Origin of the sequence: Gardnerella sp. DNF01204, from assembly GCF_049244145.1 — a bacterium.
GTDB lineage: Bacteria > Actinomycetota > Actinomycetes > Actinomycetales > Bifidobacteriaceae > Bifidobacterium > Bifidobacterium vaginale.
Window position 1 is genome coordinate 47,251 of sequence record NZ_CP058379.1, and the last position, 23,815, is coordinate 71,065.

A 23,815-nucleotide genomic window follows, 5' to 3' on the forward strand; every position below is an offset into this window, starting at 1 on the left:
AACATATTTTAGTATTGACACGAAAATCTTAGTTAAATTAAAATTATATTGTACATGCTATGGCAGCATATACATGATGTTAGGAGGTTTTATGAAAAAATGTAGTTTTATAATCAGCTCATCGATATTAGCTATTTCTATGTTGTTTGCTATACCCGTTGCTAGTGGAAATAGTATAAATAAAAATGATGCAAGTTTGTTTAATGAAACTGGAATGACGTCTTCACAAATTGATAGTTGGGTGAATGATCCAAAACAGAATATTTATGGTCATAGTAGAGAAGATGTTATAGCTTATTTGAGGGCGAATTACAATCCATCATATAGTTTTATGTCTGAAAGTAAGTCATCAACTTGGAGTAATAGGTGGTTTTCTAGTGGCAAGTGGATTAACAGATCTGGGCTAGTTTCTTTGTCTTTAATGCCAACAGATTGGGTTACTGTTCCTCACGCCGCTCATGCCACTGGTCCTAAGGCTTGGGAAACGGTAAAGAGTAGATTTGGCAATGACAAAGAGTGGAGGAAGTATCCTTGGGCAGATGAATCAATGCTCGGACAGTTTAAGTGTCATGTAGGATATGGAAAGCTAAAAGTTCCATATAATTTAGAACCATCAAGAGAGCATTTTAATCCAATAACATGTAATTGAGAAAATAGGAGGGTTTTATGTTAGATATGTTGTTTGCATTTGTTGCTGTTGCATCAATGTTAATAGGTTTGGTTTTGTCTGTAATGCTTTGGGTTAAAAGCAGCAAGTCAGTTAAAGAATTGTATAAAAACGCATATGCGTATGCAATTATTGATGTTGTATTAGGCGTATTGTCGTATATATCTTATGCTGCGACTATCAATTCTGTAGACATTGATGTGCGTGAGTTCTACACAAATTATTTCACGGCGCCATTGATTGTTCTTGCTGTTCTTGTTGTAAGTATTGCTGCTATAGCTATTTTTAAGAGTAAAAAAATAGCTATGTAAAATAACTAGATTAAACAGTTTATCAAATAATAATAGCCTCCTGAGTTTAATTAAAATTCAGAAGGCTATGTTTGTTATATGTTGTGTTTGGTTTGATTGTGATTTGTTGATTTCAGTCTGAAGTGTGTGTGATATTAGACAAAAGATGCATAAATCGTATTTTTTGTACATTGGATGTATAAAAAATTGTACATTGAATGTACAAAAAATATGTTTTTTGTGTATACAAATTTTATAATCGCGCGCTTACAACGCAATGCATTTGAGTTATAGGTCAAACAGAATCTGTGACCAAGTCGGAGATTCGACCACAGTACTGTCAATAATTCAGTCAACTATCTGAGAGAATAACAGTAAAGACAATTGCGCGTAGCTTTAATTAAAAATGACCATTACTCTAAAATAGACAAATACAAATCAAGTCTTTGATTTAAATATCTTGCAAACAAGTTTGCCATGGCAGACACGTTATGCTTTGCGTGATACTCATCAAAAGCTTCATAATATTTCAAGCGATCAGTAAATTTTATATCTATTGGTGGGTACCCTGCTTTCATCAACTCCAAATTGACCAGCAGTCTTCCTGTTCTTCCATTTCCATCAATAAAAGGATGAATGCTTTCGAATTCTATATGAAAACGAGCAAGTTTAGTAACAATATCTTCATCGCTGTTTTTGTATTTTTTCAATAATTCTTCCATTTTTGAAGCGATTAAATATGGTTGTGGTGGCTCATGTGTAGATCCCATAATTCGAACGGGAACTTTTCTATAAACGCCTCTATCTTTTCTCTTATTGGCTAAAACTAAATAATGTATGTCTTTTATAACTTTTTCATTTATCTGCTTATTTTCGCTAACAAGCTGCTTTACGTAATCAAAGGCTTCTTTGTGTCCAATAACTTCTAGGTGCTCTTTTAATGATTTTTGATCAACAGTAAGCCCTCTAAGAACCATGTCTGTTTCGCGCAGTGTTAAAGTATTTCCCTCAATTGCATTTGAGTTATATGTATATTCTATTAGAAATTCTTCATTAAGTCTTTCTAATTCTCCCTCAGTTAAGGGTCTTCTTGTTTTAAGGGTTTCTAATTTAGTTTTTATGATTGGAATTAGAGATTCACTAATTTTATATCTTCCGTCGGTTGGCTTTGATGCGTCATGTGGTATTTTCCAGGATCTTCCTTCCCGATATGCTCCTGGAATTTTTCCTTCGGAGCATAGAATTCTTACTCTTCTATCTGATATGCCCCATTTTTCAGCAGCTTGGTTTACTGTTATATACATAAAATACCCTTAATCATTGTTGCATTTTATTATATTTTAACGTTTTATCGGAATAATATAAACTGTATCGGAATAACATATTTAATTTATCGGAACAATAGTGATTGATAAAACCAGTAACGTGAAGCTGTGTTAAATATTGGGATATCTTTGTTTAGAATGATTTTGCAAGTAAAGAATAAGCACATTTGATACGCTATAAGCCTCACTGCAACAAGGGCTATGAGTTTATTTTTTTTTACACACTTTTGGCGTTTTGGACCCTTGATTTCAGTCTGAATTCTGTGTGTGATATTTAGACAAAAGATGTATAAATTGTATTTTTTGTACATTGGATGTATAAAAAATTGTACATTGAATGTACAAAAAATACGTTTTTGTGTATACTTATATTTATGAGCGCTTATTTTCCTAGACCAATTGCTGATTCTATTCTTCAATCAAAACGAAAAGTCGTGATTCTTGAAGGCGCAAGAGCTGTGGGAAAAACTATGATGTCAAAGCGTCAGCTTGTGTCTAAAGGATTCTCATACGTGAGCCTTGCGGATGAAAATACGTTTGCGCTTGCTTCAACAGATTTATATGGTTGGTTAAAAAATCTTAGTACTCCAGTTGTTATTGACGAAGCGCAAAGACTGCCAAATTTGCCTCTTGCAATAAAAGAAATAGTCGATAATTCAACGGAAAACAGTTTGCAATATGTTTTAACAGGTAGTGCACTTATAAATCGCAATGGACTAGATGGTCAAGATCCTCTTGCTAGACGCGCTCAGCACTTTACAATGAGTCCTCTTACGCAGTGTGAAATTACTCAAAATAGTAGAAATATTGTAGATAGTCTTATAGAAAGTAATCCAAATCTTAAATATGAAAAAGAAATAAGCAGAGAAGAAGTATATAAAATTATGGCTGCAGGAGGATTCCCAGAATATCAGCAATCGTATGATTCTTACGAGGCTTGGGAGCGAGAAAAGCTTGTTTCAAACGATATTCTTGCAGTGTTGGGAGATACCATTCTTCCAGGAGAACGATTAGACAGAAGCATGGCTGTTAGCATACTTAATAAGTTGTTATGTATGCCTGGCGGGATTCTTAATACGAGTTCAATAGGTCAAGATCTTGCTTTAGATAGGCGAACCATTGAGCGTTACGTTAGTGTATTCTTGCGTAGATTCTTAATAAATTATCTACCGAATATAAAAACTGCGCCCAATCGCCAGACTTTTACTAGAGCCAAAATACACCCAGTCGATACGTCTTTAAGCATTCAAACAATGATTAGTAAGGGTCATAATCCTTTGGAAGATCCCGTTATGTATGGGAATCTGCTAGAAAGTTTTGTTGTAAATCAGATTATGCCTGCTGTGCAATGGTCTAAAACGCATCCAGATTGCTTCTACTGGCGTGAACCTGGTAGCAGCCCTAAAGAGGTTGACCTTGTGCTAAGCTTCCGTGGAAATCTGGTTGGAGTGGAAGTAAAAAGCTCTAGCATGGTGAATCGTAACGATTTTAAGGGACTTGTAGCTCTTTCGCAAAAACCTGAATTTAAGCGCGGATATGTTGTTTACATGGGTCAAAAAATTATGCAGTGGGAGGATAATTTGTGGGCAATACCGTTAAGCGCTCTGTGGGAATGCGATGCGTTTGAGTGATATTGCATAAGTCTTGGGGAATAATCCGCGTTGGCTCCTTCAAAGCGTGATTTTCATCACCGAGATTCTCGATTTTGCGCAACCTTGTAGTGCGTTTGTTGTGCGACACGCGCGAAAAGCCTTTCCTTAAAAAAACCTGGGAAAATTCTTCAAAAACCTTGAAATGCGTATTTTTACGGTTTAAGTGTTGTTTATCCACAAATTTTACGATGAGTGTTGCTTAATTGTGGATTAGTTTGTGTGTGACATTATTTTTTTCTGTTTGTTTTGTGTGGTTGCCTCTTGACTTTTTTAAACGGGGGGGGGGGTATGTTAATAAGCAAACGCTAGCTGCTCCTAGTTTTGGCTGGTGTTTAAACCACTATCCATATGTTGTGGATTGTGGAGCAAATTTTTCTCTGCGCCCCTAACGCAGAGGAGAAGAAGAAAGGAAATTAAAATGATGAATAAGAAGGCTATCGCCGCTTTCGCTGCTGGCGCAACTTTGCTCGCTGGCTTTGCAATGGCAACCCCAGCAATGGCATTTGATTTTAATGTTGGATTGAATGATGACGGTTCTTGGGGTACTACTCAGAAGAAGGCTGCTAAGACTTATACTAAAGCTGAGATCTTGAAGCTCGAGGCTGCTGTTGCAGAAGCTGAGGCTACTGTTGCAGAGAAGACAAAGGCAGCAAATGATGCTCAGACAGCTGCCTATGCTGATGATACTGATGGTGCAAAGAAGAAGGCTGCTGTAGAGAAAGCTCAGAAGGAATTGAGCGAAGCTCAGGAGAAGCTTGAGAAAGCTCAGAAGGAATTGAATGACGCTAAGCCTGCTCCATCTGAAGCTGATCCAAAGAATCCTCAGGGCACAAAGCCAGTTGAGGCTTCTAAGGATGCAACAGTTCAGCCAGGCAAGCCAGGTGCTAAGCCAGGTCAGGCTGCTGGCCAGGCTGGCGCTAATGCTGCTGCTGCTGCTGGTGCTAAGACCACTGTGGTTGAGAAGAAGAAGGATGGCGGTAAGAAGTTGCCTACTACTGGTGTTGGTGTTGCTTTGACTGCTTTGGCTGCTTCTATGCTTGCTGGTATGGGTGCTGTTGTTCGCAAGGCTCGTCACTAAGCATTGCGCGCGCACTGGTGTTCGCTGGTGCGCGTGTAAAAAATAGGCTTGCGTTAGGCGGCGGCGCGTGTTTTGTGCTGCAGCTTGCACGCGGGGTTTAGAGTTTGCTCGGTTTGCCGAAATTTCCTTTTCTTACCGTGTAGGTTCTTTATTCTGCTTGCGAGTGCTTAATGCTTGTTGCTAGAGATGGTTTTCCGCTAGGGACGGGATTCTGTTCTTTAGTTTTAAAGGCTTGTTAGGTTTCTAACAAGCCTTTTTCTTTTCTGTGTTTTGTTGCTCAATGCGCTAAGTATTTGGATATTTTTGTTTTAGAGTGATTGTGCAAGTAAAGACTAGCCTAGATTTGATTGCTGCAAAACGCTTGTATTGCAATGCGTGAGACATGATTTTTTGCACACTTTTATCCTATAGCCAAGAGAATGCTTTAGTCTAATCTGGATGCTGGAATACTAGACAATAGTTCAGCTCGCCTGAGTCTTCTCGGTGTGGGATGATTTTCTTTCTCCACTAGGATGTTCTTGTGCCAGATAAAATCTTTGTGAAATAACCCAGAATAGTTGGATTAATCAATATAAAAAGCGCTGACTTATTTATGCGTTAATACACATTTTGTAAGTCAGCGCTTAGTTTATTGTTAGTAAATTACACGCACCAGTTGCCTATTGCTAATTACAAATCACTAATTAACAATTAGCAATAAATTAGAACGTGCGAACATTGTAGAAATTATTAAGCTCTTCCATCCAACGCCCAGTACCAGATATATCTCCTCTAGTTCCTACGGTAAACCCTGGGAAATTGTTCATTCGTGGTTCAAAGTAGCTTCGAGAGCCATGCCCTTCTGCAGAATTGCCAACACTTATAGCTCCTGCAAAATTGCCGACAGAACGAATAACTCTGTCGTTGTCTACTTTGTAATGAACAGCATAACCTTCGCGAGTCAGACGATTCCCTGCGTTTGCTGCAGTGCGAAGCCAACGGTTGAAGATATTTCCCCAAATTTGAGGAGCATTGAAAGTGTAGATTTTCTTAAGCCAAGAATATCCTTTACCGTCTGCACGAATCAAAGCTCGTTGAGCCAAATAGCCTCCAAGAGAATGACCAGTAATATATAGATTATTTACAGTGTGTTCTCTGCCATAACGCTCAATAAGTTGTTCAACATCGTAAGCCTGATCTGGATTGCGACCTACAGCTATTGCAAGATCATCGTCATAATCATTGAATTGAGAAGTTCCACGAATTGCAAGAACTTGAACAGTTCCTTGCTCTAAGAACGGATAAGGACTTACATTTTCAAACAAGACAGCGTCAAAACCACACCTATTGTGGTAGGTTTCTTTAACTTTCCAGAACGGGGCTATCTCATTGTGCATAAGACGATATTCATTGCGGTTCTTATAAATGTCATGAAGTGGTTTAGTGTAATCAAGAACCTTGTTTATATAACTATCATCGCGATAAGAAAGTTCAGAAAATAGCGTCATATCTCGTGGGCTTATATCCCATCTGCGAGGATTGCTGTCTTGATTATCTGGAATACCATCGCCATCGGTGTCATTTATCATAGGGTGAGAATTGTACCCATAATAAGTTTTACCGTTTTTAGTATAAGTGTAAATTTCTTGTCTATTAGTTAAGCCGTCGCCATCTAAATCAGCATTTGGGTCTAAAGGCTTTTTGTGATACAAAGCCATGTCTAAAGCTCCGGGAAGCTCCAGCTTTATATCTCCATTTGAAATCTGTTTAGCTGTTTTCTCTGTAAGAGGAGTGTGTCTTTCTGTAAGCTGCTCGTTTTGAGTATATGCCATCGCTGGTGTAGTGATGCTTAACATGCTTAGCATAAGACACAGGCTTGCAGATAAGCCTATTAGTTTGAAGCTTTTCTTCATGATTCCTCCTACTTTTGTCATTTATTTTGGGAATTAACCCGAATTAACTCGTTTTGGGAATTAATCCTTTGTTTTTTACTATCTTGTTAGCGCGTTTTACGCTTAAAAGCTACAAATAGCAAGTTATGTAAACTGCACCTTCGCTTAATTACAATTACAGTAATGCTTAATTTTCTTCAATAACTCTCTGCAATCAACTTTGACGATATGAGTTCGATTAAGAAAATCCTAGATGCTGCTAAGTGTTCTTATATGCTCAAATCCGCGCTTGATGTGCACAAATCTACGCTTGTATTGGTGTAGCTTATATGACCATGCTACAGCATTAATCAATTAAATACATCATTAATTAGCATAAAATAAGTGAAAATTGTTGTGTTAATGACATTATGACTTTATGACATTAATCTGCTTTAGTTTGAAAACAATTTAGTCGCAAGTACAAAGATTTATCAGACGTCTGACGAATTGTAGTGATATTGGTGTAATCTACAAATCAAAAGACGAATCAAAAGACGAGTCGAGATACAAGTCGAAAGATAAGTCAAAAGATAAATCAGCTACGATTTCAAGGAGGATATCATGCTGAAAGCTAAATTTGTTGTAGGCGCATACGCATCGTTACCAAAAACTCGCGAAGATCAAGAAAAATACTACGATTTGCTGGGTAAACAAAGCTGGATTGCTGGAACAGAGATTCCGTACCCAGGAGATTTGGCAGATTCACAAAATCGCACGTGGCTAGCGTCGGCAATGCCAGCGCATTGGCATGCAAACACTATAACCGCAATACCTGGGACAATGAGGCACATAAACTTTGACCCAGATCCAGAATTTGGACTAGCAAGCCCAAGCGAAGAGGGCAGACATCGTGCGCTCGCATTCTTTAAGGATATTCGCGAAGCCATAGCTGATGTTGCAGATAAACGAGATAGTTGTGATATATCGCACGTGGAAATACACACAGCGCCAACTCGAATAGCACAAGCAGACGCAATGAAAAAGTCGTTGGAAGAACTAGCACAACTAGATTGGTGTGGAGCAAAACTGGTTATAGAACACTGCGATCGATATATCGAAGGACAGAATCCGGAAAAAGGATTCCTACCTCTAGAAGAAGAGATTCAAATTGCTAAAGATGCTGGGGTTGGAATCACAATAAACTGGGGAAGAAGCGTTGTAGAAGAGCGAAATGCTCAAGCTGCTATAGAACATGTGCGCGAAGCAAGGCAAGCAGGAGTATTGCAGGGATTAATGTTTTCGGGAGCTGGACCAGAAGCAACGCAATACGGATATGAGTGGATTGATGGTCATTTGCCAATGAACCCAGATGAGCCAACGTCATTAATGACGTCTAAAGAAATTCAAGAAACTACTCGCGAGGCACTAAAAGACGATTATGCAATCGACTATTTGGGTGCAAAAGTGTGCGTTCCGCAAGACGCGAGCGTTGAAGAGCGCTTGGGATACCTATCGCGTATTCATGACGCTGTGAGCGCTGCGCAGGGTGAGTGAATAGGTAAAGTCTTAAACGCAAGAAAGAAAACGGAAATTACTTATGAATGAAACAAAAGATTCTCGCTCTACATATCTTGCTTTTGACATAGGTGGAACAAAAATCGCCTACGGATTGGTGACTTTTCCAGATTCTAATATTCATAATATTCGCCAAGAAAGTGCAGATTACGTTTCTCCAACAGTGCAAGAGCATGGTTCAATGCCAACAGAAGCTGCAAAAGGTGGAGAAAATATAAAGAATCGCCTAGTGGAAAAAGCGTCGCAAATCATAGAAGAAGCGCAGAAAAATGGCAAAACTATTAGCGGAATTGGAATAGCGGCTGCGGGAGTGCCAAATAGTAAAACTGGCGAAATTGTAGCTGCTACAGACATTCTGCCAGGTTGGCGAGGGCAGCGAATTTATGACGCATTTAAGAGCGTAACTGACTTGCCAGTTTATATGATTGGCGATGTTGGTGGACATGGTTTAGGCGAAGCAATTTACGGCGCGGGTCGCGGAAAGTCGATTGTATTTTCTGTTGGCATAGGCACTGGAATTGGTGGGGCGATTATTATAAACGGTAAGCTGTTTACAGGAGCGCACGGAGTTGCTGGGCATGCGGGTCACGTTGTTAGTGACTTGGGAGTAGGTTTTGACTGCTCGTGCGGAGCACATGCGGGCCACATTGAGCCAGTGGCTTCTGGAACGGGGCTTGCCACTCTTTACAATAGCAATCTTCCACAAGGCGCCGAGCTTGCGCAAAACGGCTATGAGGTTTGTGTGCGAGCAAATTCTGGGCAGGATGCGCACGCCAAAGAAACGCTTGCTAGAAGCGGCAAGGCCTTGGGAGAGTGCGTAGCTGGAATGGCGAATCTTATAGATCCAGATGTGATTGTGCTTTCTGGGTCTGTTGTAGAAGCTGGCGATATTTGGTGGAATGCTATGCGAAGCGGATTTGAAGATTCTGCTTTGACACTGATTAAGAACACGCCAATTTTAAAGGGTCAACTCGGAGGATCTGCTCCTTTGATTGGTGCTGCTTGGGCTGTTCATTTAAGTTTGAACCATTTTTAATCATTTTAAAAAGGAGGAATCTATATGAATCCTGTAATTGAAAAAATTAAAGGTGGCTTAGTCGTTAGCTGCCAAGCTTATCCTGGAGAGCCGCTAAGACACCCAGAAACAATGGCACAAATGGCAATGGCTGCCGTAGAAGGTGGTGCTGTTGGCATTAGATGCCAAGGATTGTCGGATATTTCAGCGATTAAAGGGCAGGTAGATGTGCCTGTAATCGGAATCTGGAAAGACGGTCATGAAGGAGTTTATATTACGCCAACTTTGCGCCATGCACGCTGCTGTGCTGCTGCTGGGGCAGATATTATTGCGATTGATGCTACGGATAGACCGCGTCCAGATGGTTTGACTTACGAGCAAACTGTTCGCGCTTTGCATGACGAAGGCATAGTGGTTATGGCTGATTGCGGAAACTTTGATGACGCTAAGCGCGCGGCGGATTGTGGAACAGATATTATATCTACCACTTTGGCTGGCACTTCTCCCGGAAGGCCAAAGACTGATGGTCCTGATTTTGAGCTTTTAGGTCAGATTTTGCAAGCTTTCCCAAACTATCCGATTATTTGCGAAGGTCGTATCCACACTCCTGATCAGTTGCATAAGGTTATGCAAATGGGAGCTTGGGCTGCGGTGGTTGGAACTGCAATTACACATCCAACGTCGATTACGCGCTGGTTTGCGGCAAAGTTGTAGGCGGTGCATTGTAGGCGGATTGGTCGCCAGTAACCGTACTGGATAAAGTAAACAAATAAATAAAAGTATTGATTATATGTGTGTTGATTTTGTGCGATTTTGTGCTAATTTAATGACTTCAAAAATTAAATCAAAATTTTCACAAATTCGACACACTTATAACTTGACATCAGACATCAGACCTCTTATGTTTAAAGTAACGCGAAAATAACGCACGCGCTATAATTTAAAACGTTTTCGCATTCGAGGATGAAATGCGAAGAAAACAACTCAATGGTGAGGAGAAAATATGGCACGAATTAACTCAAAGCTAACCGCGGTAATCGCTGCAGGTGTAGCCGCATTAATGATGCTTTCTGGCTGTGGTGGAGCAAAATCCCACAAGGCAGCAAAAGCAAAGACTGCTGTTAAAGATACAATCACAGCTCAAGTCGCATACGCAAGCCGTGACTTTGCGCCATCCACTACTTCGGGCGCATTGCCAATGGCAGCAAACTGGCATGTGACAGAGCCGCTCTATGCTCTTGATTACAGCAATTTTAAAGTCTTCAATGCTCTTGCAAAAGGTGAGCCAAAGAAGATTTCCGACACCGAATATGAGGTAACAATTCGCGATGCTGCAAAGTTCTCTGATGGAACTGAAGTAACAGCAGGAGACGTAGTATCTTCCTTCAAGCGCACAACTGCAAAAGGCAGCCTCTATATATCTATGCTCGACTTTATTGATTCAGTTGAAGCAAAAGACAATCGTCATGTAATCTTCAAGCTAAAGAAAGCATTCCCACTGTTCAAGCAGCGTCTTGCTTTAATCCAGATTGTTCCAACAGCAAAGTCTGACGCAGATCTTAAGAACATGCCAATCGGCTCTGGTCCATGGAAGTATGTGTCCATTACAGATAACCAAGTAAAGTTTGAGCGCAACGATCTTTATAACGGCAAGTACAAGGCACAGACCAAGAAGATGGTTTGGAACGTAACCGTTGACGATACTGCTCGCGTAACAGCAATGCAAGGTGGAAAGACAGACGTAATGGAAATGGTTCCAGCACAAGCATTCAACACTTTGAAGGCGTCTGGTTCCGAGCTTAAGACCGCACAGGGCTTCACGCTTCCATTCGTTATGTTCAACACAAAGCAAAAGCCATTTGATGATAAGCGAGTTCGCCAAGCAGCTCTCTACGCGATTGATGTAAACAAGCTCATCTCTAACCAAATGAGCGGCCAAGGCGAGCCAGCAACAAGCTTCTTGCCAAAGAACTATGCAAACTACCACAAGGCAAAGAACGTTTACACCAAGAACATTGCTAAGGCAAAGAGCTTGCTTAAGGAAGCTGGCGTAAGTGGTCCACTAAAGTTCACTCTTTACACTACAGATCACACTTGGATTACTCAGCTTGCTCCACAAATCAAGAACGATCTTGCGGAGATTGGTATGGATGTAGAAATCAAGTCCATGAAGTCTTCTGCTCTCTACCCACAGATTACCGACCGTGACGATGCAAACTACTCCATGGTTTTGGCCCCAGGCGATCCATCCGTGTTCGGCAACGATCCAGATTTGCTTATGAGCTGGTGGTACGGCGACAATGCTTGGACTCGTCAGCGCACGTTCTGGAAGAACTCCGAAGGATACGCAAAGCTCCACAAGCTTATGGATGCAGCTCTTGAAGCGTCCAAGCCAGCAGATCGCCAGAAGTATTGGAACCAGTGCTTCGATTTAATTAGCGACGAAGTTCCTCTGTACCCACTCTTCCATCGTAAGACTACGACTGCTGTAAAGAAGGGCGCATTGGCTGAGTGGAACGCAATCGGCTCCACTGGCATCAACCTTGTAAAAGCAAAGCTAACAAAGTAGGTGCAAGCTAAAAAATAACAAACTTCATTTTCCCTAACCTCTAACCGCAAAACCGGCCCGGCTGTTTACCTTTCTCGCCTTTGTGCAGATGGGCCGGTTTTGTTATGCCTTAATAACAAATTTCTTCAATGGATGTGTGGATGTCTTATGAGTAATTTTCTTAGACTTTTAGGTAGGCGATTAATCGCACTGCCATTCATGGCATTCGGTGTTACGTTCCTCGTATTCTTCCTTATGTCATTTTCAAAATATGATCCAGCAGTTGCAGCATTAGGTGAAAACTCATCGCCAGCAGCACTTGCCGCATTCCGCCATGAAATGGGTTACGATCGTCCGTGGTGGGAGCAGTTTGGATCTTACATAGTTGGACTATTCCAAGGAAACATGGGTGTTTACGGCGTAAACAAGGATTCTGTAGCTCAGAGAGTGGCAGATGCCTTCCCAATCACCTTGCAGCTAACCTTCATTGGTTTGTTGATAGCAATAATCTTTGCAGTAATCTTCGGCGTTTTTGCAGCTCTTTACCGCGACACTTGGGTTGACCAAACAGTCCGCGTGCTTTCGATTATTGCAATCGCAACTCCATCCTTCTGGCTCGGCGTTCTTTTGATTTACGTCTTGCAAATCAAGCTTGCATGGCTCCCAGGATCTGGCGATTTTGTGCCGTTCTTTGAAGATCCAGAAGCTTACATCGCTAGAATGGCAATGCCTTGCTTTGCATTAGGTCTCCCAGTAGCAGGTCAACTTACGCGAATCATACGAACCTCGATGGTAGAAGAATTGGATAAGGATTATGTGCGAACCGCAATCGGCGCAGGTATTCCAAAGAGTGTGGTGGTTGCTAGAAACGTGTTCCGCAACGCTCTGATTACACCAATCACGACTCTTGGTATGAAGATCGGTTACCTTATGGGTGGTGCAATCGTTATCGAAGTTATTTTTGCACTCCCAGGAATGGGCACTGCAATGTTCGACGGCATTAATGGCAACCAACCAATGCTTGTTCAAGGTGTTGTTTTGGTTGTTGCAATTGCATTCATCTTCATAAACATTATTGTTGATTTGCTTTACGTGTTAATCAACCCAAGAATTAGGACGGTGTGACATGCTATTCGGAAAGAATCAGGTAGTAGATGCCGCATCTAAGCCAGGTATCAAATTTAACAGATTTAAAAGCATGAGCTTAGGTTCTAAAATATCGCTTATTGTGATTGCAATACTGGCATTCTGCGCAGTATTCGCGCGATTCCTAGCTCCATGCGACCCAGTAAAGATTACGCAAAACTATCAGCCTCCAACAGGAGCGCACTGGTTTGGTACCGATAACCTTGGTAGAGACGTGTTCTCGCGCGTTATGTACGGCGCTCGCTACTCGTTGGTAATCGGCTTGTCGTCTGTGCTCTTTGCATTAGTGATGGGCGCAATAATCGGCGCAATCGCAGCTGTAAGCCGCACTTGGATATCTGAGCTTATAATGCGACTGATTGATATAGTAATGTCAATCCCAGGAATCGCATTAGCGGCTGTATGCCTTGCAATTCTTGGACAATCCATGATTGGTATCATCATTTCCATCGGCGTGCTTTACGTTCCACAAATCGCAAGAATTGTGCGCGCAAACATAATAAGTGAATATGGAAAAGACTACGTTCGTGCAGTAATCGTTTCTGGCGCTCGCGCACCTTGGATTTTACTCAAGCACGTAACGCGTAATATTGCAGCTCCAGTTATGGTGTTCACAACGCTTTCTGTTGCAGACGCAATCGTGTTCGAAGCTTCTCTTAGCTTCATCAACGCTGGTATTCCAGAACCAACGCCAACATGGGGCAACATTTTGTCTTCCGCTAAAGCAGGCGTTATCTTCGGATACTGGTGGCAGGCATTGTTCCCAGGCTTAGCAATCATGATTACCGTTTTGTGCCTAAACATTCTTTCTGAAGGCATTACGGACGCAATGGTTGCTGCTCCAACTGCTCCAGTAGCTAAGAGCGCTGCAGATGCGGATGCGGCTCGCAAGGAAGATAGGATTCTCACCGACCCAGTGGCAGCTTACAAGGAGCAGCACGACGCTTTGGTTGAGTCTTTGGCAAAGCTTCGCGAGGCTGAGTTAAAGCGCACGGATCGCTTGCAGCCAACGTCTACGGAGCCTCCAGTTATTGAAGTTAAAGACTTGTGCATTCAGTTCCCACGCTACGGCAGCGTAAATGTTGTAGACCACTTGAGCTTCTCTGTTCGTCCAGGCGAAACAATGGGCTTGGTTGGCGAATCTGGTTGCGGTAAGTCAATCACTTCGCTTGCGATTATGGGCTTGCTCGATCCAAAAGCTAAGATTAGCGGACAAATCCTCTTTAATGGCAAGGATCTTGTAAAGCTTAGCCCAAAGGAGCACAATGCTTTGCGCGGACACGAAATCGCAATGGTATACCAAGACGCGTTGTCTTCCTTAAACCCATCAATGCTGATTAAAGCGCAGATGAAGCAGCTAACTTCTAGAGGTGGAACTCGTAGCGCCGAAGAGTTATTGGAGCTTGTAGGCTTGGATCCAAAGCGCACGCTTGAATCCTACCCACACGAGCTTTCTGGTGGTCAGCGTCAACGCGTGTTGATTGCAATGGCACTTACGCGAGATCCAAAGTTGATAATCGCAGATGAGCCAACAACCGCTTTGGATGTTACTGTTCAAAAGCAAGTGATTGACCTTCTTAACGAATTGCGCGAAAAGCTTGGATTCGCAATGGTGTTTGTAAGCCACGATTTGGCTCTTGTTGCAAAGGTTGCACACTCGATTACCGTAATGTACGCAGGCCAGGTTGTTGAGCAAGGCTCCACCAAGGAAATTCTCACTGATCCGCATCACGAGTACACGCGCGGCTTGCTCGGCTCCGTAACCTCCATTGAGGCTGGCGCTCCAAGATTGCATCAGGTTCCAGGAACTGTTCCAAGCCCATCCGACTTCCCTAAGGGAGATCGATTCGCACCGCGTTCTTCTCATCCAGATCAAGGACTTGATGTGCGCCCAGTAATGAAGCGTATTCCAGGAACATGGCACTTCTATGCTGCGCCTCCCGATCCTGAAACGGATGCACCTTCCGCAATTTTGACCAACTCCGATCAAGGAGATGTGCGATGAACATGAATGTTAATGACGCAAACAAAACTCAAAGCGAAAATGGCGATGTTCCAATCATCGAGTTGCGCGACGCCGAAGTGGTGTTCACTACTCGAGCAGGATCTGGCTTATTCCACAAGAACAAGATTACAGCCGTAAACAAGGTGAATCTTAAGCTTATGCCAGGCAAGACGATTGGTATTGTTGGCGAATCTGGTTGCGGAAAGTCTACTACTGCAAACATTATGTGCGGTCTTCAGCAAGTAACAAGCGGCAAGGTTTTGTTCAAAGGTCAAGACGTTACGCATAGAACTGCAAAAGAGCGCATGGATATTGGACGCGTGGTTTCCGTTGTGTTCCAGGATCCAGCAATGGCTTTGAATGCGCGCATGAGTGTGATTGACCAGTTGATTGACCCGCTTGTTGTGCACAAGATTGGAAGCAAAGCTGAGCGCGATGCTAGAGCCAAGGAGCTAATCCGAATGGTTGGTTTGCCTCACTCTGTTCTTGGCGCTTTGCCAGGTCAGCTTTCTGGCGGCCAGCGTCAGCGCGTGGCAATCGCTCGTGCTCTTTCGCTTAATCCAGATGCAATAATCGCAGATGAGCCAACTTCCGCTTTGGATGTTTCTGTGCGTGCTCAGATTTTGAATCTTCTTTCCGACTTAAAGAAGAAGCTGAATCTTTCCATGGTGTTTATTAGCCACGATATTCAAACAATTCGATACATATCCGACGAGGTTGTTGTTATGAATCACGGAACGATTGTTGAGCGCGGCGAAACTCACCAGGTGATTAACAATCCGCAAGATGAGTACACAAAGATTTTGATGGGCGCGGCGCCTTCGCTGTTGCACCCAACGGAAGAAGAGTGCAAGTAGTGCAAGCAGTGCGAGCAAGCGCTAGTCGTTAGTCGCTAGCTTGAATGCGAGGGCGGTCTGTTAAGACCTTGCAGTAAATCCATGCAGGCCGCCCATTAATTGCAAAATCTAAAGTCATAAATCATAAATCAATAAGTCATAAATAATAAAAAATACGAAAGAAGTTTAATCATGGCAGAAAAATTCCACGGCGTTATTCCACCAGTAGTTACGCCATTAACGGCAGACGGCGAAGTAGACGTTGTTAGCTTTGAGCGTTCGCTTAACCGAATGATTGAAGCAGGCGTAGACGGCCTGTTTACGCTTGGATCTTCTGGCGAAGTTGCGTTTAGCACAGATAAGCGCCGTCGTGAAATCATTGAAACCGTAATGCGCATTGTTGATGGTCGCGTGCCAGTGTTGGTTGGGTGCATCGATACGGAAACAAACCGTGTTATTGAGCATGCAAAGGAAGCTAAGGAGCTTGGAGCGGCTGCAATCGTTGCAACAGCGCCATTCTACGCACTCGGCGGCATGGCAGAAGTTGAGCGCCACTTCCGTCTTATTCACGAAGCTGTTCCAGATTTGCCACTGTTCGCTTACGATATTCCAGTTTGCGTACACACAAAGCTACCAGGCGCTTTGCTTGTAAAGCTTGGTAAAGATGGCGTACTTGCAGGCGTTAAGGATTCTTCCAACGATGACGTGTCGTTCAGGTTCCTTGTAGACGACAACAATAAGGCTGGCCACCCATTGACTTTGCTTACGGGCCAAGAGGTTGTTGTTGACGGCGCATACATGGCTGGCGCGGACGGTTCTGTTCCAGGACTTGCAAACGTTGAGGCAACTGGCTACGTGCGCATGTGGAAGGCTGCTCAGGCTGGCGATTGGGCAACAGTTAAGAAGGAGCAGGATTGGCTTGCTGCTTTGATGCGAATCGTTACTGTTCCTAGCGGAGTGGCAGGCTTCGGCGCAGGAGTTGGAGCATTTAAGACCGCAATGGCGTTGCTTGGCGTGTTTGACACAAATCAGATGCCAGATCCAGTTTGCCCACTTAAGGGAGAAAATGTTGAAGCCGTGGCTCGTGTTCTTAAGGAAGTTGGCTTGACTTTGGCAAAGACCCCAGAAGAAGTAAGCGATTCTACTAAGTGAGTATTTTTATCAGATAATTTAAGCAAATAATTTAAACAAAATCGTTTATTCATGGTGCATAGTAAATAAATGGTATTGCGGCGTACGCTTAAACGTATGCCGCAATGCTAATATTTGCTTGGAGTATTTGCAGAATCAAAAATCACAAAAGCTTTAAAGGAGAAGCTAAAGATGGCTGAAGTTATTATTGTAAAAGATCAGGATGAGGCAGGCGAGCTATACGCCGAATCTGTTGTAGATTTGATTAGTCGCAAGCCAGATGCAGTACTAGGGTTGGCAACAGGATCAAGCCCATTAAAAGCCTACGAGCATCTTGCAAAGCTTGTAAAAGACAAGAATGTTGACGTGAGCCGCGTACGTGGATTTGCGCTTGACGAATACATTGGATTGCCATTAGAGCACGAACAATCTTACCACAGCACAATCCGCAGAACTGTAACAGATCTAATAGGCCTAAACCCAGATTTAGTTCATGTTCCAGGAGATGTTCTTAATGGAGCGCCATTAAGCGAAGGTGATAAGATTGCGCACGCTGGAGCAGACTACGATGCTGCTATTGCTGCCGCTGGTGGGATTGACGTGCAAATCTTGGGAATCGGCTCCGACGGTCACGTTGGATTCAACGAGCCAGGATCTTCTCTTGCATCTGGTACTCGCGTTAAAACACTAACCGAGCAGACTCGCGTAGACAACCGCAGATTCTTCGACGGAGATATTAACCAAGTTCCAACTCACTGCATAACACAAGGAATTGGAACGATTTTGCGCGCTCGTCATCTCGTGCTTCTTGCGTTTGGTGAAAATAAGGCAGATGCGGTAGCTGCAACAGTAGAAGGTGGAGTAAGCTCGCTATGCCCGGCTTCTGCGCTTCAAATGCATCCTCATGCAACAGTGATTATAGATGAGTCTGCTGCAAGCAAACTTAAGCTTGCTGACTACTATCGTTGGGTGTATGCAAATAAGCCATCTTGGCAGGGGATCTGATACACAAGTCTGAAATTTAAGATAATAAATTTAAGATAATAAGATATCAAATAAGCACAAGCATAGGTGAATGAAATGTCAAAAGATGTGTATTTAGATGCCGTAAAGAAGATTGATGATTCACTAAAATCAAACGAAGAGCGCAATTTTGTAGTGCGCAACGTGAACGTTGTAGACGCTCGAGGAATTGTACCCAATTCGTGGATTTTGGTTAGTGACGGCGTAATTCTAGAGACTGGCATTTTAGACGAAGACCTTGCTTTAGCTATTAGCACTCGCGGCTTAAGCGCATCTGATTTAAGTGTTGTGGATGGGTGTGGCTGTTTTGCTACGCCAGGGTATATTGATCTGCACGCTCATGGAGCCTGGGAGCATTCGTTTGACGATGGTGCCGAAGGTATTGCTATAGCGCGCGCGTATCACATGCTTCATGGAACAACTAGGCAAGTTCTTAGCTTGATTACAAACCCTCTTGACGTAATGCAAGAGAATTTGCGTACTGTTAAGCGTGTTATGCAAACGCGCCCAGATGTGCTTGGGTCGCATTTAGAGGGTCCGTTCTTGGCGTTGTCTAGAAAAGGCGCGCACGACCCTAATTGCCTAGTGGACCCTACTCCAGAGCGCGTTGATGCGTTGCTTGAGGCGGCAGATGGAACTTTGCGCCAAATTACTTTGGCTCCAGAGCGAGAACACGGCATGGAAGCGATTAAGCGTTTTGTAGAAGCTGGCGTGATCCCAGCAGTGGGGCATTGTGATGCAGATTATAAAACCGCGCGCGCGGCTTTTAATGCTGGCTCTACGCTTATGACTCACATGTTTAACGCCATGAACGGCATTCATCACCGTAAGCCAGGTCCAATCCCTGCAGCCTTGGAGGATTCACGCGTAACTATTGAGCTTATTAACGATGGTTTCCACGTTGAAAATCCAGTTTTGAGAATGGCTTTTGATGCTGCTCCTAATCGCATTGCGTTTGTAACAGATGCTATGGCGGCAACAGGTTGTGCGGATGGCGCTTATAAGCTTGGCGCTCTAGACGTTACGGTTACGGGCGGCCATGCAAGGCTTGTTTCTAATGGTGCTATTGCGGGATCTACCCTGATCTTGGAAGTGGCAGTTGAGCGCGCTGTTAAGGAACTTGGCATTGGTTTGCCGGCAGCTATTGCGGCTGCAACTCTTATTCCTGCCCACGCACTTGGAGTAGATAAGCCGAATGCTATAACTAGCGCTCCTTTGGGCTTAGTTGAAAAGGGGTACGCAGCCGATTTGCTTTTGCTTAATCCAGGAACTTTGGCAGTTGAGCACGTTTGGTGCGACGGTCATAAAATTTCGTAACGTAAATCGTATCGTTGCGATTAATCGTGATGCTGTAGTACTCAGGCATCACCATTGAAGATGAAAGAACCGCTCCCTAAACTAGAGCGGTTCTTTCATCTTATGCACACCAAGCTAGGTAGAGATTCGAGATTTTTCGCAGCGAATGAAGCGAACCTCAGCATCTTTGATGGTGATTCGCTGAAGTAGCAAGAAAAATCGAGAATCTCAGCGATTAAGCAATACGCAATTGTTCAAGAATGTAAGAGGGCTGGGTGATTCTTGGTCGAACAGTATAAGAGCGGCAGCCGATACCAAATAATCCAAATTATCAACCACTACAAATAAACTTCAACCCAAAAAACGAAATCAAAGCCAAATCGGAACAACCGCAACTCTAGACTACACGTAATAGGCAGAGCGTTGTGAGACAAGAAACACCCAGCCCTCGCGCAACGCTAAATAGGAAAATCGCGCAACACCAAGCTAAGTCACAGCGCTCATGCAAGTCGATTCGTAAGAAAATTATGCGATTTAGTGCTTATGCAGTCTATTAAGCAAAATAGACTGAATTGGCTCGTAATGGTCGTTTACCGCCTGTCTATATCCATCTGCGTCTCCCGCAATAGCCGTTTTTAGCATAAGCTCGTGCGCTCTAGCGGTTTTTTCAAGCTCGTCTGAAACTTCCAACCCCAATTGTGGCAAAACCGCCATATGCACAAGCCACAAGCATCGCACGAATTGCTCTGCAATCGTATTGTTTACCGCGCGCAAAATACCAGTGTGGAAAGCAATGTCTTGTTCCAAGAACGTTTTTCCAGCATGTGCTTCTTTGGTCATTATTTCCGAAAGCGCCTCCAATTCTGGCTGCTGTGTTCCTTTAAGTGACTCAACCACCTTATCCGCGCATCCAAGGTCTAGGAATTTTCGCATTTCTACAACATCGCTTAAATCTTCAAAATTCTTATTTATTGAGATTAAGGAGCGAAAAGCGAGTGTTTCCACCATTGGGTCAAGCGATAATGAGCCAACAAACATGCCTTTCCCTTGCTTAACTTCCACAATATTAAGCGCTTCCAGCTTGCGAATCGCCTCGCGCACAGATGACCTTGATGCACCAATCAAGTTGCAAAGCATTGGTTCTGTTGGCAGCATATCTTTTGGCTGCAAGCGTTCTCTTAAGATAAGCGACCTGATTGCATCCATTGTTTCATCGCAGCGTTTTCTGGCTGTGATTGGAGCGGAGTTTGAGTTTGAGCTTGCCTGTAAGAAAGATAAACGATCTAGTGTTGTCATCTCGTCGTCTTCATGGCTGCTAAATGTCTCTTCCATGTTGGCTCCTTTCAGTTCGCGTAAGGCTTCCTTCTTCTAAATCTTTCATTTTTTCACTTGTGTTTATTTTATTTTTTATACAATCTAAGTCTGTATTGTTTAAACTTTTTGCATTGCTTTTAAAATCTATTTGTAAATTATCCTGCTTCCAAAGATTGGAATCTATTGCTGTTATATAAATTCCAGTAGTCTCTCTTTCCCACAGTAGTTGCAAAGTTCGTTTATTGCTAGAGCTAAGGCATTGATAAACGTGGTGGAATGGGTTTATGCACACGTTTTTTGCCCATGTTTTTCCGCCGTCGTAGCTAAATCTCACAACTCCGCGACCGCGATAAGGCATCATTTGGCTTGCGTTTGCAAATGCTATGCAGTCTGCGTTGTCTGCATTTTTGCTGTTAAAACAGGTTGCGCTCGGCTGGCTGAATATCTCTGGCAAACTTGTGTCAAAAATTAGCTCGCTCCAAGTTTCTCCGCAATCATGACTAATGGCTTTGCCTACACATCCCGAGCGATTTTGATTGCGGAAGAAAGCCAGAATATCGCCATTTTTGCGCTCAGCAAACACGGTTTCGGAGCTTGTGGCATCGTCGTCTTGCATTGTTGCAGGATCTACGATTTTTCCGTTGATCGATCGCCCTTCGTTAATCATTTTGCCTCGGCTCCATGTTTTGCCGTCGTCGTCCGAAATAAGTGCTCCCGAAGAGTAGTGCGATTTGCTTTGGCCGCTGCAATAGAATGGCACGAGTATTCTGCCGTAATGTTTCTCGCTGTGCCTAATAACTATTCCGTTCCCTGGGCATACTCCAGCGAAGCTCATCCATGGCTCCTTAACCATGTGATCGATTAAGCGTGGCGCACTCCATGTTTTGCCGTCGTCGTCCGAGTAGATTTGCGCTATATAACACGTCTTTTCGGCAAATAATGGCTGACTTTCGCTTGCAATTTCTTGCGATTTCCATATGTTCCACGTGGAACTGTCGCAAGTTTGATTACTGTGCGAGTTATTGCGTAAGTCATTGTGCGAATCGCAATTTTTTATGCTTCCGTCTGGGAAAACTAGCCACTTTGTTGCGCATTCTTTTTCGCTAGAATCGCATGGCAATTTTACGGCTGCGCTTCCATCCATTGCTGCAGAGTAGTGTATACCAAAGAGATCTTCCAGCTTGATTCTTCCGCACGCGTCAACGCCTACAGCGGTTTTGCAATTTGTTAATCCAATTCCGCTAGGATTAAGGTCTATTAATAAGTTAATTCTTTCGCTTTTTCCCGCTGGATCTAAAATGGGGCAGGAGTCGATTGCGCTCGCGCCCAGTTTTCCAAGGTTTTTGCCAGGCATGTTGATTACCGTTTGCAAAGGACCCCACGTTTTTCCGCCATCTGTGGATCTGCGAATCACAAAGTTTATGTGGTTTGGAGCGTCGTTTGAAACGCTTGTTCGCTGGTCTGCTCCTGCGATTAGCGTTCCCGTGCGCGTTTTTACAAGAGACGGTATTCTGTAACTGCGAGATTGTGCATATCCCGTATCGAATAATGCAGTTGTTACAAGTGGCTTTACTCTTGATATTCTTTGGATTTGGCCTTCGGTTAGTGCGCTAAAGTAGATTCCGCCTGTTCTGGCTTCTCCCATTAATCGCACTCCGCGCAAGTCTTCGCCTATACTCACTGCGTTTAATCCTGTTATGTTTGCAAACCAGAATTGTCCTATGTTGTGCGACTGGCTGTATCCGTCTACGTAAATGTCGGTTGCTCCGCGATTTGCGCGAATAATCAAGTCGTGCCATTCGCCGTCGTCAACGCTTGCGGCTGCTTCGATTACGCTCTTTACACACGTTTCGTCGTCGATTAGCGTGATTTTTATGCCTTCTGGTCCTGCATACACGCTTATTTTTTCGCTAGATTCTAGATTAGTTTTTGTTCCAACAGTTCCAGCAGCAAAAAGAACTCCATGTTGGCCAGGGCCTCGCAATCTAAATTGAATGTGCAAAGTTCCGCTCGACTTGCAAGATACGCGTTTTATGTCTCTTGCGCAAATCGTAGGTCCTGCAAAACATATGTCTGGCTGTGCTTGAGTGGACGAATTCGCAATTTCTTCTGGATTCGGCAAGTGACTTGAGTAATAAAAATCGTAGATTCGCGAAGATTTTTCCAACGATGGGCTTGCTTCAGCCTCTTTTGTGCTCACTCTTTGCGGCCCAAGATTTGTTGCGCTTGCAAAACATTGGTATCCGTCTAAATAGAATCGGCTCCCAAAACTTCCGTACGTTATTGCAAAATCGTGTTCGCGCCCGTTGCCTATATTTACGGCATCTTCCATGTGTAGCGCAATTTCTTTCGCACCGTTTGCGTCGGCGCTATCTTCTAAAAGATTTTGTGCACTAAGCAGGGGAGCGTCTTCTTTAATACTTATTTTTATTATTGGAGTTGTGTGCTCTTGTTGTGCAGAAGCTTCCGACTTTTGCGCGGGCTTAATATCTAATAAATCACAATCCGAATTTGCTACAAATTTAAACCCTATTATTCCTTCGTTTTGATTTATTTCCTCGTTTTTATCTTTGCGATTGAGGCATGATGCGTTTTCGCTATATTTTTTGTTTTCGCTAGATGGCGTAATTTTTATTGTGGCATGGCTGAATCGCGTCTGCTTCGAACCCTCGATATACGCGATATCTTCAATAAGGCTCGTCGTCTTCGTTGAACGGCGTTCCATTTTTAGTCCTCCATGACCAGAAAAATTAAAACCACTATGTTTTAACACGTCTGACGTCTTACGACATCTACTTATTTAGTCTATCACATATTTTTAAGCAAACGCGCAACTGTTGTAAGATGATGTCACAAAATAAAAAAGAACGTTGAAAAATCAACGTTCTTAAAGAGTGCGAACGGCGGGACTTGAACCCGCACGAGTATACACTCACTGCCACCTGAAGACAGCGCGTCTACCATTCCGCCACGTTCGCATACAGACCACAAAGCTACCATATTTGCAGCCGTTTAGCAAATATACACCTAGTGTGTTGCGCGACGACCTGCCTTCGAGCTT

18 protein-coding genes and 1 tRNA gene are annotated in these 23,815 nt (G+C 43.3%); 14 read left to right on the forward strand and 5 right to left on the reverse strand.

Annotated features, from left to right (window positions below; all coding sequences use genetic code 11):
* Positions 1-91: 91 nt before the first annotated feature.
* Complete coding sequence (locus tag HXT46_RS00210; protein ID WP_004116508.1) at positions 92-649, forward strand: DUF2599 domain-containing protein; 558 nt, start codon at positions 92-94, stop codon at positions 647-649.
* Positions 650-666: 17 nt separating this feature from the next.
* Positions 667-978, forward strand: coding sequence for a peptidase A8 (locus HXT46_RS00215; RefSeq protein WP_004113951.1), 312 nt, complete (start codon positions 667-669; stop codon positions 976-978).
* A 392-nt stretch (positions 979-1,370) separates the two neighbouring features.
* Here HXT46_RS00215 and HXT46_RS00220 read toward each other — a convergent pair whose 3' ends face one another.
* Positions 1,371-2,261: a Fic family protein gene (locus HXT46_RS00220; protein ID WP_004116510.1), complete on the reverse strand. Its 891-nt coding sequence runs from the start codon at positions 2,259-2,261 to the stop codon at positions 1,371-1,373.
* Between the two features lie 395 nt (positions 2,262-2,656).
* Here HXT46_RS00220 and HXT46_RS00225 point away from each other — a divergent pair, with 395 nt between their 5' ends.
* Entirely contained in the window at positions 2,657-3,913 is a 1,257-nt protein-coding gene (locus tag HXT46_RS00225; RefSeq protein ID WP_004113947.1) for an ATP-binding protein, read from the forward strand.
* A gap of 439 nt (positions 3,914-4,352) precedes the next feature.
* Positions 4,353-5,012, forward strand: a complete 660-nt coding sequence (locus HXT46_RS00230; RefSeq protein ID WP_421785993.1) for a peptidase — start codon at positions 4,353-4,355, stop codon at positions 5,010-5,012.
* Positions 5,013-5,713: 701 nt separating this feature from the next.
* Here the strand turns inward: HXT46_RS00230 and HXT46_RS00235 are convergent.
* Positions 5,714-6,904, reverse strand: coding sequence for a lipase family protein (locus tag HXT46_RS00235; protein WP_421785995.1), 1,191 nt, complete (start codon positions 6,902-6,904; stop codon positions 5,714-5,716).
* A gap of 582 nt (positions 6,905-7,486) precedes the next feature.
* Here HXT46_RS00235 and HXT46_RS00240 point away from each other — a divergent pair.
* The 10 genes from HXT46_RS00240 to nagA all read left to right on the forward strand — a co-directional run bounded on the left by HXT46_RS00240 (position 7,487) and on the right by nagA (position 19,461).
* Entirely contained in the window at positions 7,487-8,419 is a 933-nt protein-coding gene (locus HXT46_RS00240) for a DUF4862 family protein (RefSeq protein WP_421785997.1), read from the forward strand.
* A 43-nt stretch (positions 8,420-8,462) separates the two neighbouring features.
* Positions 8,463-9,476: an ROK family protein gene (locus HXT46_RS00245; protein WP_004137697.1), complete on the forward strand. Its 1,014-nt coding sequence runs from the start codon at positions 8,463-8,465 to the stop codon at positions 9,474-9,476.
* Between the two features lie 24 nt (positions 9,477-9,500).
* Positions 9,501-10,169, forward strand: coding sequence for an N-acetylmannosamine-6-phosphate 2-epimerase (locus tag HXT46_RS00250; protein ID WP_004113937.1), 669 nt, complete (start codon positions 9,501-9,503; stop codon positions 10,167-10,169).
* 289 nt (positions 10,170-10,458) lie between these two features.
* Positions 10,459-12,024: an ABC transporter substrate-binding protein gene (locus tag HXT46_RS00255; protein WP_004137684.1), complete on the forward strand. Its 1,566-nt coding sequence runs from the start codon at positions 10,459-10,461 to the stop codon at positions 12,022-12,024.
* Positions 12,025-12,222: 198 nt separating this feature from the next.
* The gene (locus HXT46_RS00260; protein WP_004113928.1) at positions 12,223-13,128 is read left to right on the forward strand and encodes an ABC transporter permease; all 906 of its coding nucleotides are present in this window, start codon (positions 12,223-12,225) and stop codon (positions 13,126-13,128) included.
* A 1-nt stretch (position 13,129) separates the two neighbouring features.
* On the forward strand, positions 13,130-15,154 hold the full coding sequence (locus HXT46_RS00265) for a dipeptide/oligopeptide/nickel ABC transporter permease/ATP-binding protein (protein ID WP_004113926.1): 2,025 nt from the start codon (positions 13,130-13,132) through the stop codon (positions 15,152-15,154).
* The gene (locus HXT46_RS00270; protein ID WP_004113924.1) at positions 15,151-16,011 is read left to right on the forward strand and encodes an ABC transporter ATP-binding protein; all 861 of its coding nucleotides are present in this window, start codon (positions 15,151-15,153) and stop codon (positions 16,009-16,011) included. Before HXT46_RS00265 ends, HXT46_RS00270 begins: the two co-directional genes overlap by 4 nt.
* 171 nt (positions 16,012-16,182) lie before the next feature.
* Positions 16,183-17,142 carry a dihydrodipicolinate synthase family protein gene (locus HXT46_RS00275; RefSeq protein ID WP_004113922.1) on the forward strand — a complete coding sequence of 320 codons (960 nt, stop codon included), beginning with the start codon at positions 16,183-16,185 and terminating at the stop codon, positions 17,140-17,142.
* Positions 17,143-17,313: 171 nt separating this feature from the next.
* Positions 17,314-18,126 (forward strand): glucosamine-6-phosphate deaminase, encoded by an 813-nt coding sequence (gene nagB, locus HXT46_RS00280; protein ID WP_004113921.1) that lies wholly within the window; start codon positions 17,314-17,316, stop codon positions 18,124-18,126.
* A gap of 75 nt (positions 18,127-18,201) precedes the next feature.
* A complete protein-coding gene (gene nagA, locus HXT46_RS00285) occupies positions 18,202-19,461 on the forward strand; it encodes an N-acetylglucosamine-6-phosphate deacetylase (RefSeq protein ID WP_421786001.1) in 1,260 nt (419 codons plus the stop codon).
* Positions 19,462-19,974: 513 nt separating this feature from the next.
* Here nagA and HXT46_RS00290 read toward each other — a convergent pair.
* The 3 genes from HXT46_RS00290 to HXT46_RS00300 all read right to left on the reverse strand — a co-directional run bounded on the left by HXT46_RS00290 (position 19,975) and on the right by HXT46_RS00300 (position 23,732).
* Entirely contained in the window at positions 19,975-20,772 is a 798-nt protein-coding gene (locus HXT46_RS00290) for a FadR/GntR family transcriptional regulator (RefSeq protein ID WP_004137759.1), read from the reverse strand.
* Positions 20,756-23,479 carry a sialidase family protein gene (locus HXT46_RS00295; protein WP_421786004.1) on the reverse strand — a complete coding sequence of 908 codons (2,724 nt, stop codon included), beginning with the start codon at positions 23,477-23,479 and terminating at the stop codon, positions 20,756-20,758. The genes HXT46_RS00290 and HXT46_RS00295 overlap by 17 nt, the downstream gene beginning before the upstream one ends.
* A 170-nt stretch (positions 23,480-23,649) precedes the next feature.
* Positions 23,650-23,732: transfer RNA gene (locus tag HXT46_RS00300), tRNA-Leu, on the reverse strand.
* Positions 23,733-23,815: the final 83 nt, after the last annotated feature.

What these genes read in the sequence shown, in the direction of transcription:
- HXT46_RS00270 (WP_004113924.1), top strand. Translation starts at nt 15,151, where the DNA reads ATGAACATGAATGTTAATGACGCAAACAAAACTCAAAGCGAAAATGGC.
- HXT46_RS00265 (WP_004113926.1), top strand. Translation starts at nt 13,130, where the DNA reads ATGCTATTCGGAAAGAATCAGGTAGTAGATGCCGCATCTAAGCCAGGT.
- HXT46_RS00235 (WP_421785995.1), bottom strand. Translation starts at nt 6,904, where the DNA reads ATGAAGAAAAGCTTCAAACTAATAGGCTTATCTGCAAGCCTGTGTCTT.
- HXT46_RS00250 (WP_004113937.1), top strand. Translation starts at nt 9,501, where the DNA reads ATGAATCCTGTAATTGAAAAAATTAAAGGTGGCTTAGTCGTTAGCTGC.
- HXT46_RS00215 (WP_004113951.1), top strand. Translation starts at nt 667, where the DNA reads ATGTTAGATATGTTGTTTGCATTTGTTGCTGTTGCATCAATGTTAATA.
- HXT46_RS00290 (WP_004137759.1), bottom strand. Translation starts at nt 20,772, where the DNA reads ATGGAAGAGACATTTAGCAGCCATGAAGACGACGAGATGACAACACTA.
- HXT46_RS00260 (WP_004113928.1), top strand. Translation starts at nt 12,223, where the DNA reads ATGGCATTCGGTGTTACGTTCCTCGTATTCTTCCTTATGTCATTTTCA.
- HXT46_RS00225 (WP_004113947.1), top strand. Translation starts at nt 2,657, where the DNA reads ATGAGCGCTTATTTTCCTAGACCAATTGCTGATTCTATTCTTCAATCA.
- nagA (WP_421786001.1), top strand. Translation starts at nt 18,202, where the DNA reads ATGTCAAAAGATGTGTATTTAGATGCCGTAAAGAAGATTGATGATTCA.
- HXT46_RS00295 (WP_421786004.1), bottom strand. Translation starts at nt 23,479, where the DNA reads ATGGAACGCCGTTCAACGAAGACGACGAGCCTTATTGAAGATATCGCG.
- HXT46_RS00245 (WP_004137697.1), top strand. Translation starts at nt 8,463, where the DNA reads ATGAATGAAACAAAAGATTCTCGCTCTACATATCTTGCTTTTGACATA.
- nagB (WP_004113921.1), top strand. Translation starts at nt 17,314, where the DNA reads ATGGCTGAAGTTATTATTGTAAAAGATCAGGATGAGGCAGGCGAGCTA.
- HXT46_RS00255 (WP_004137684.1), top strand. Translation starts at nt 10,459, where the DNA reads ATGGCACGAATTAACTCAAAGCTAACCGCGGTAATCGCTGCAGGTGTA.
- HXT46_RS00275 (WP_004113922.1), top strand. Translation starts at nt 16,183, where the DNA reads ATGGCAGAAAAATTCCACGGCGTTATTCCACCAGTAGTTACGCCATTA.
- HXT46_RS00220 (WP_004116510.1), bottom strand. Translation starts at nt 2,261, where the DNA reads ATGTATATAACAGTAAACCAAGCTGCTGAAAAATGGGGCATATCAGAT.
- HXT46_RS00230 (WP_421785993.1), top strand. Translation starts at nt 4,353, where the DNA reads ATGATGAATAAGAAGGCTATCGCCGCTTTCGCTGCTGGCGCAACTTTG.
- HXT46_RS00240 (WP_421785997.1), top strand. Translation starts at nt 7,487, where the DNA reads ATGCTGAAAGCTAAATTTGTTGTAGGCGCATACGCATCGTTACCAAAA.
- HXT46_RS00210 (WP_004116508.1), top strand. Translation starts at nt 92, where the DNA reads ATGAAAAAATGTAGTTTTATAATCAGCTCATCGATATTAGCTATTTCT.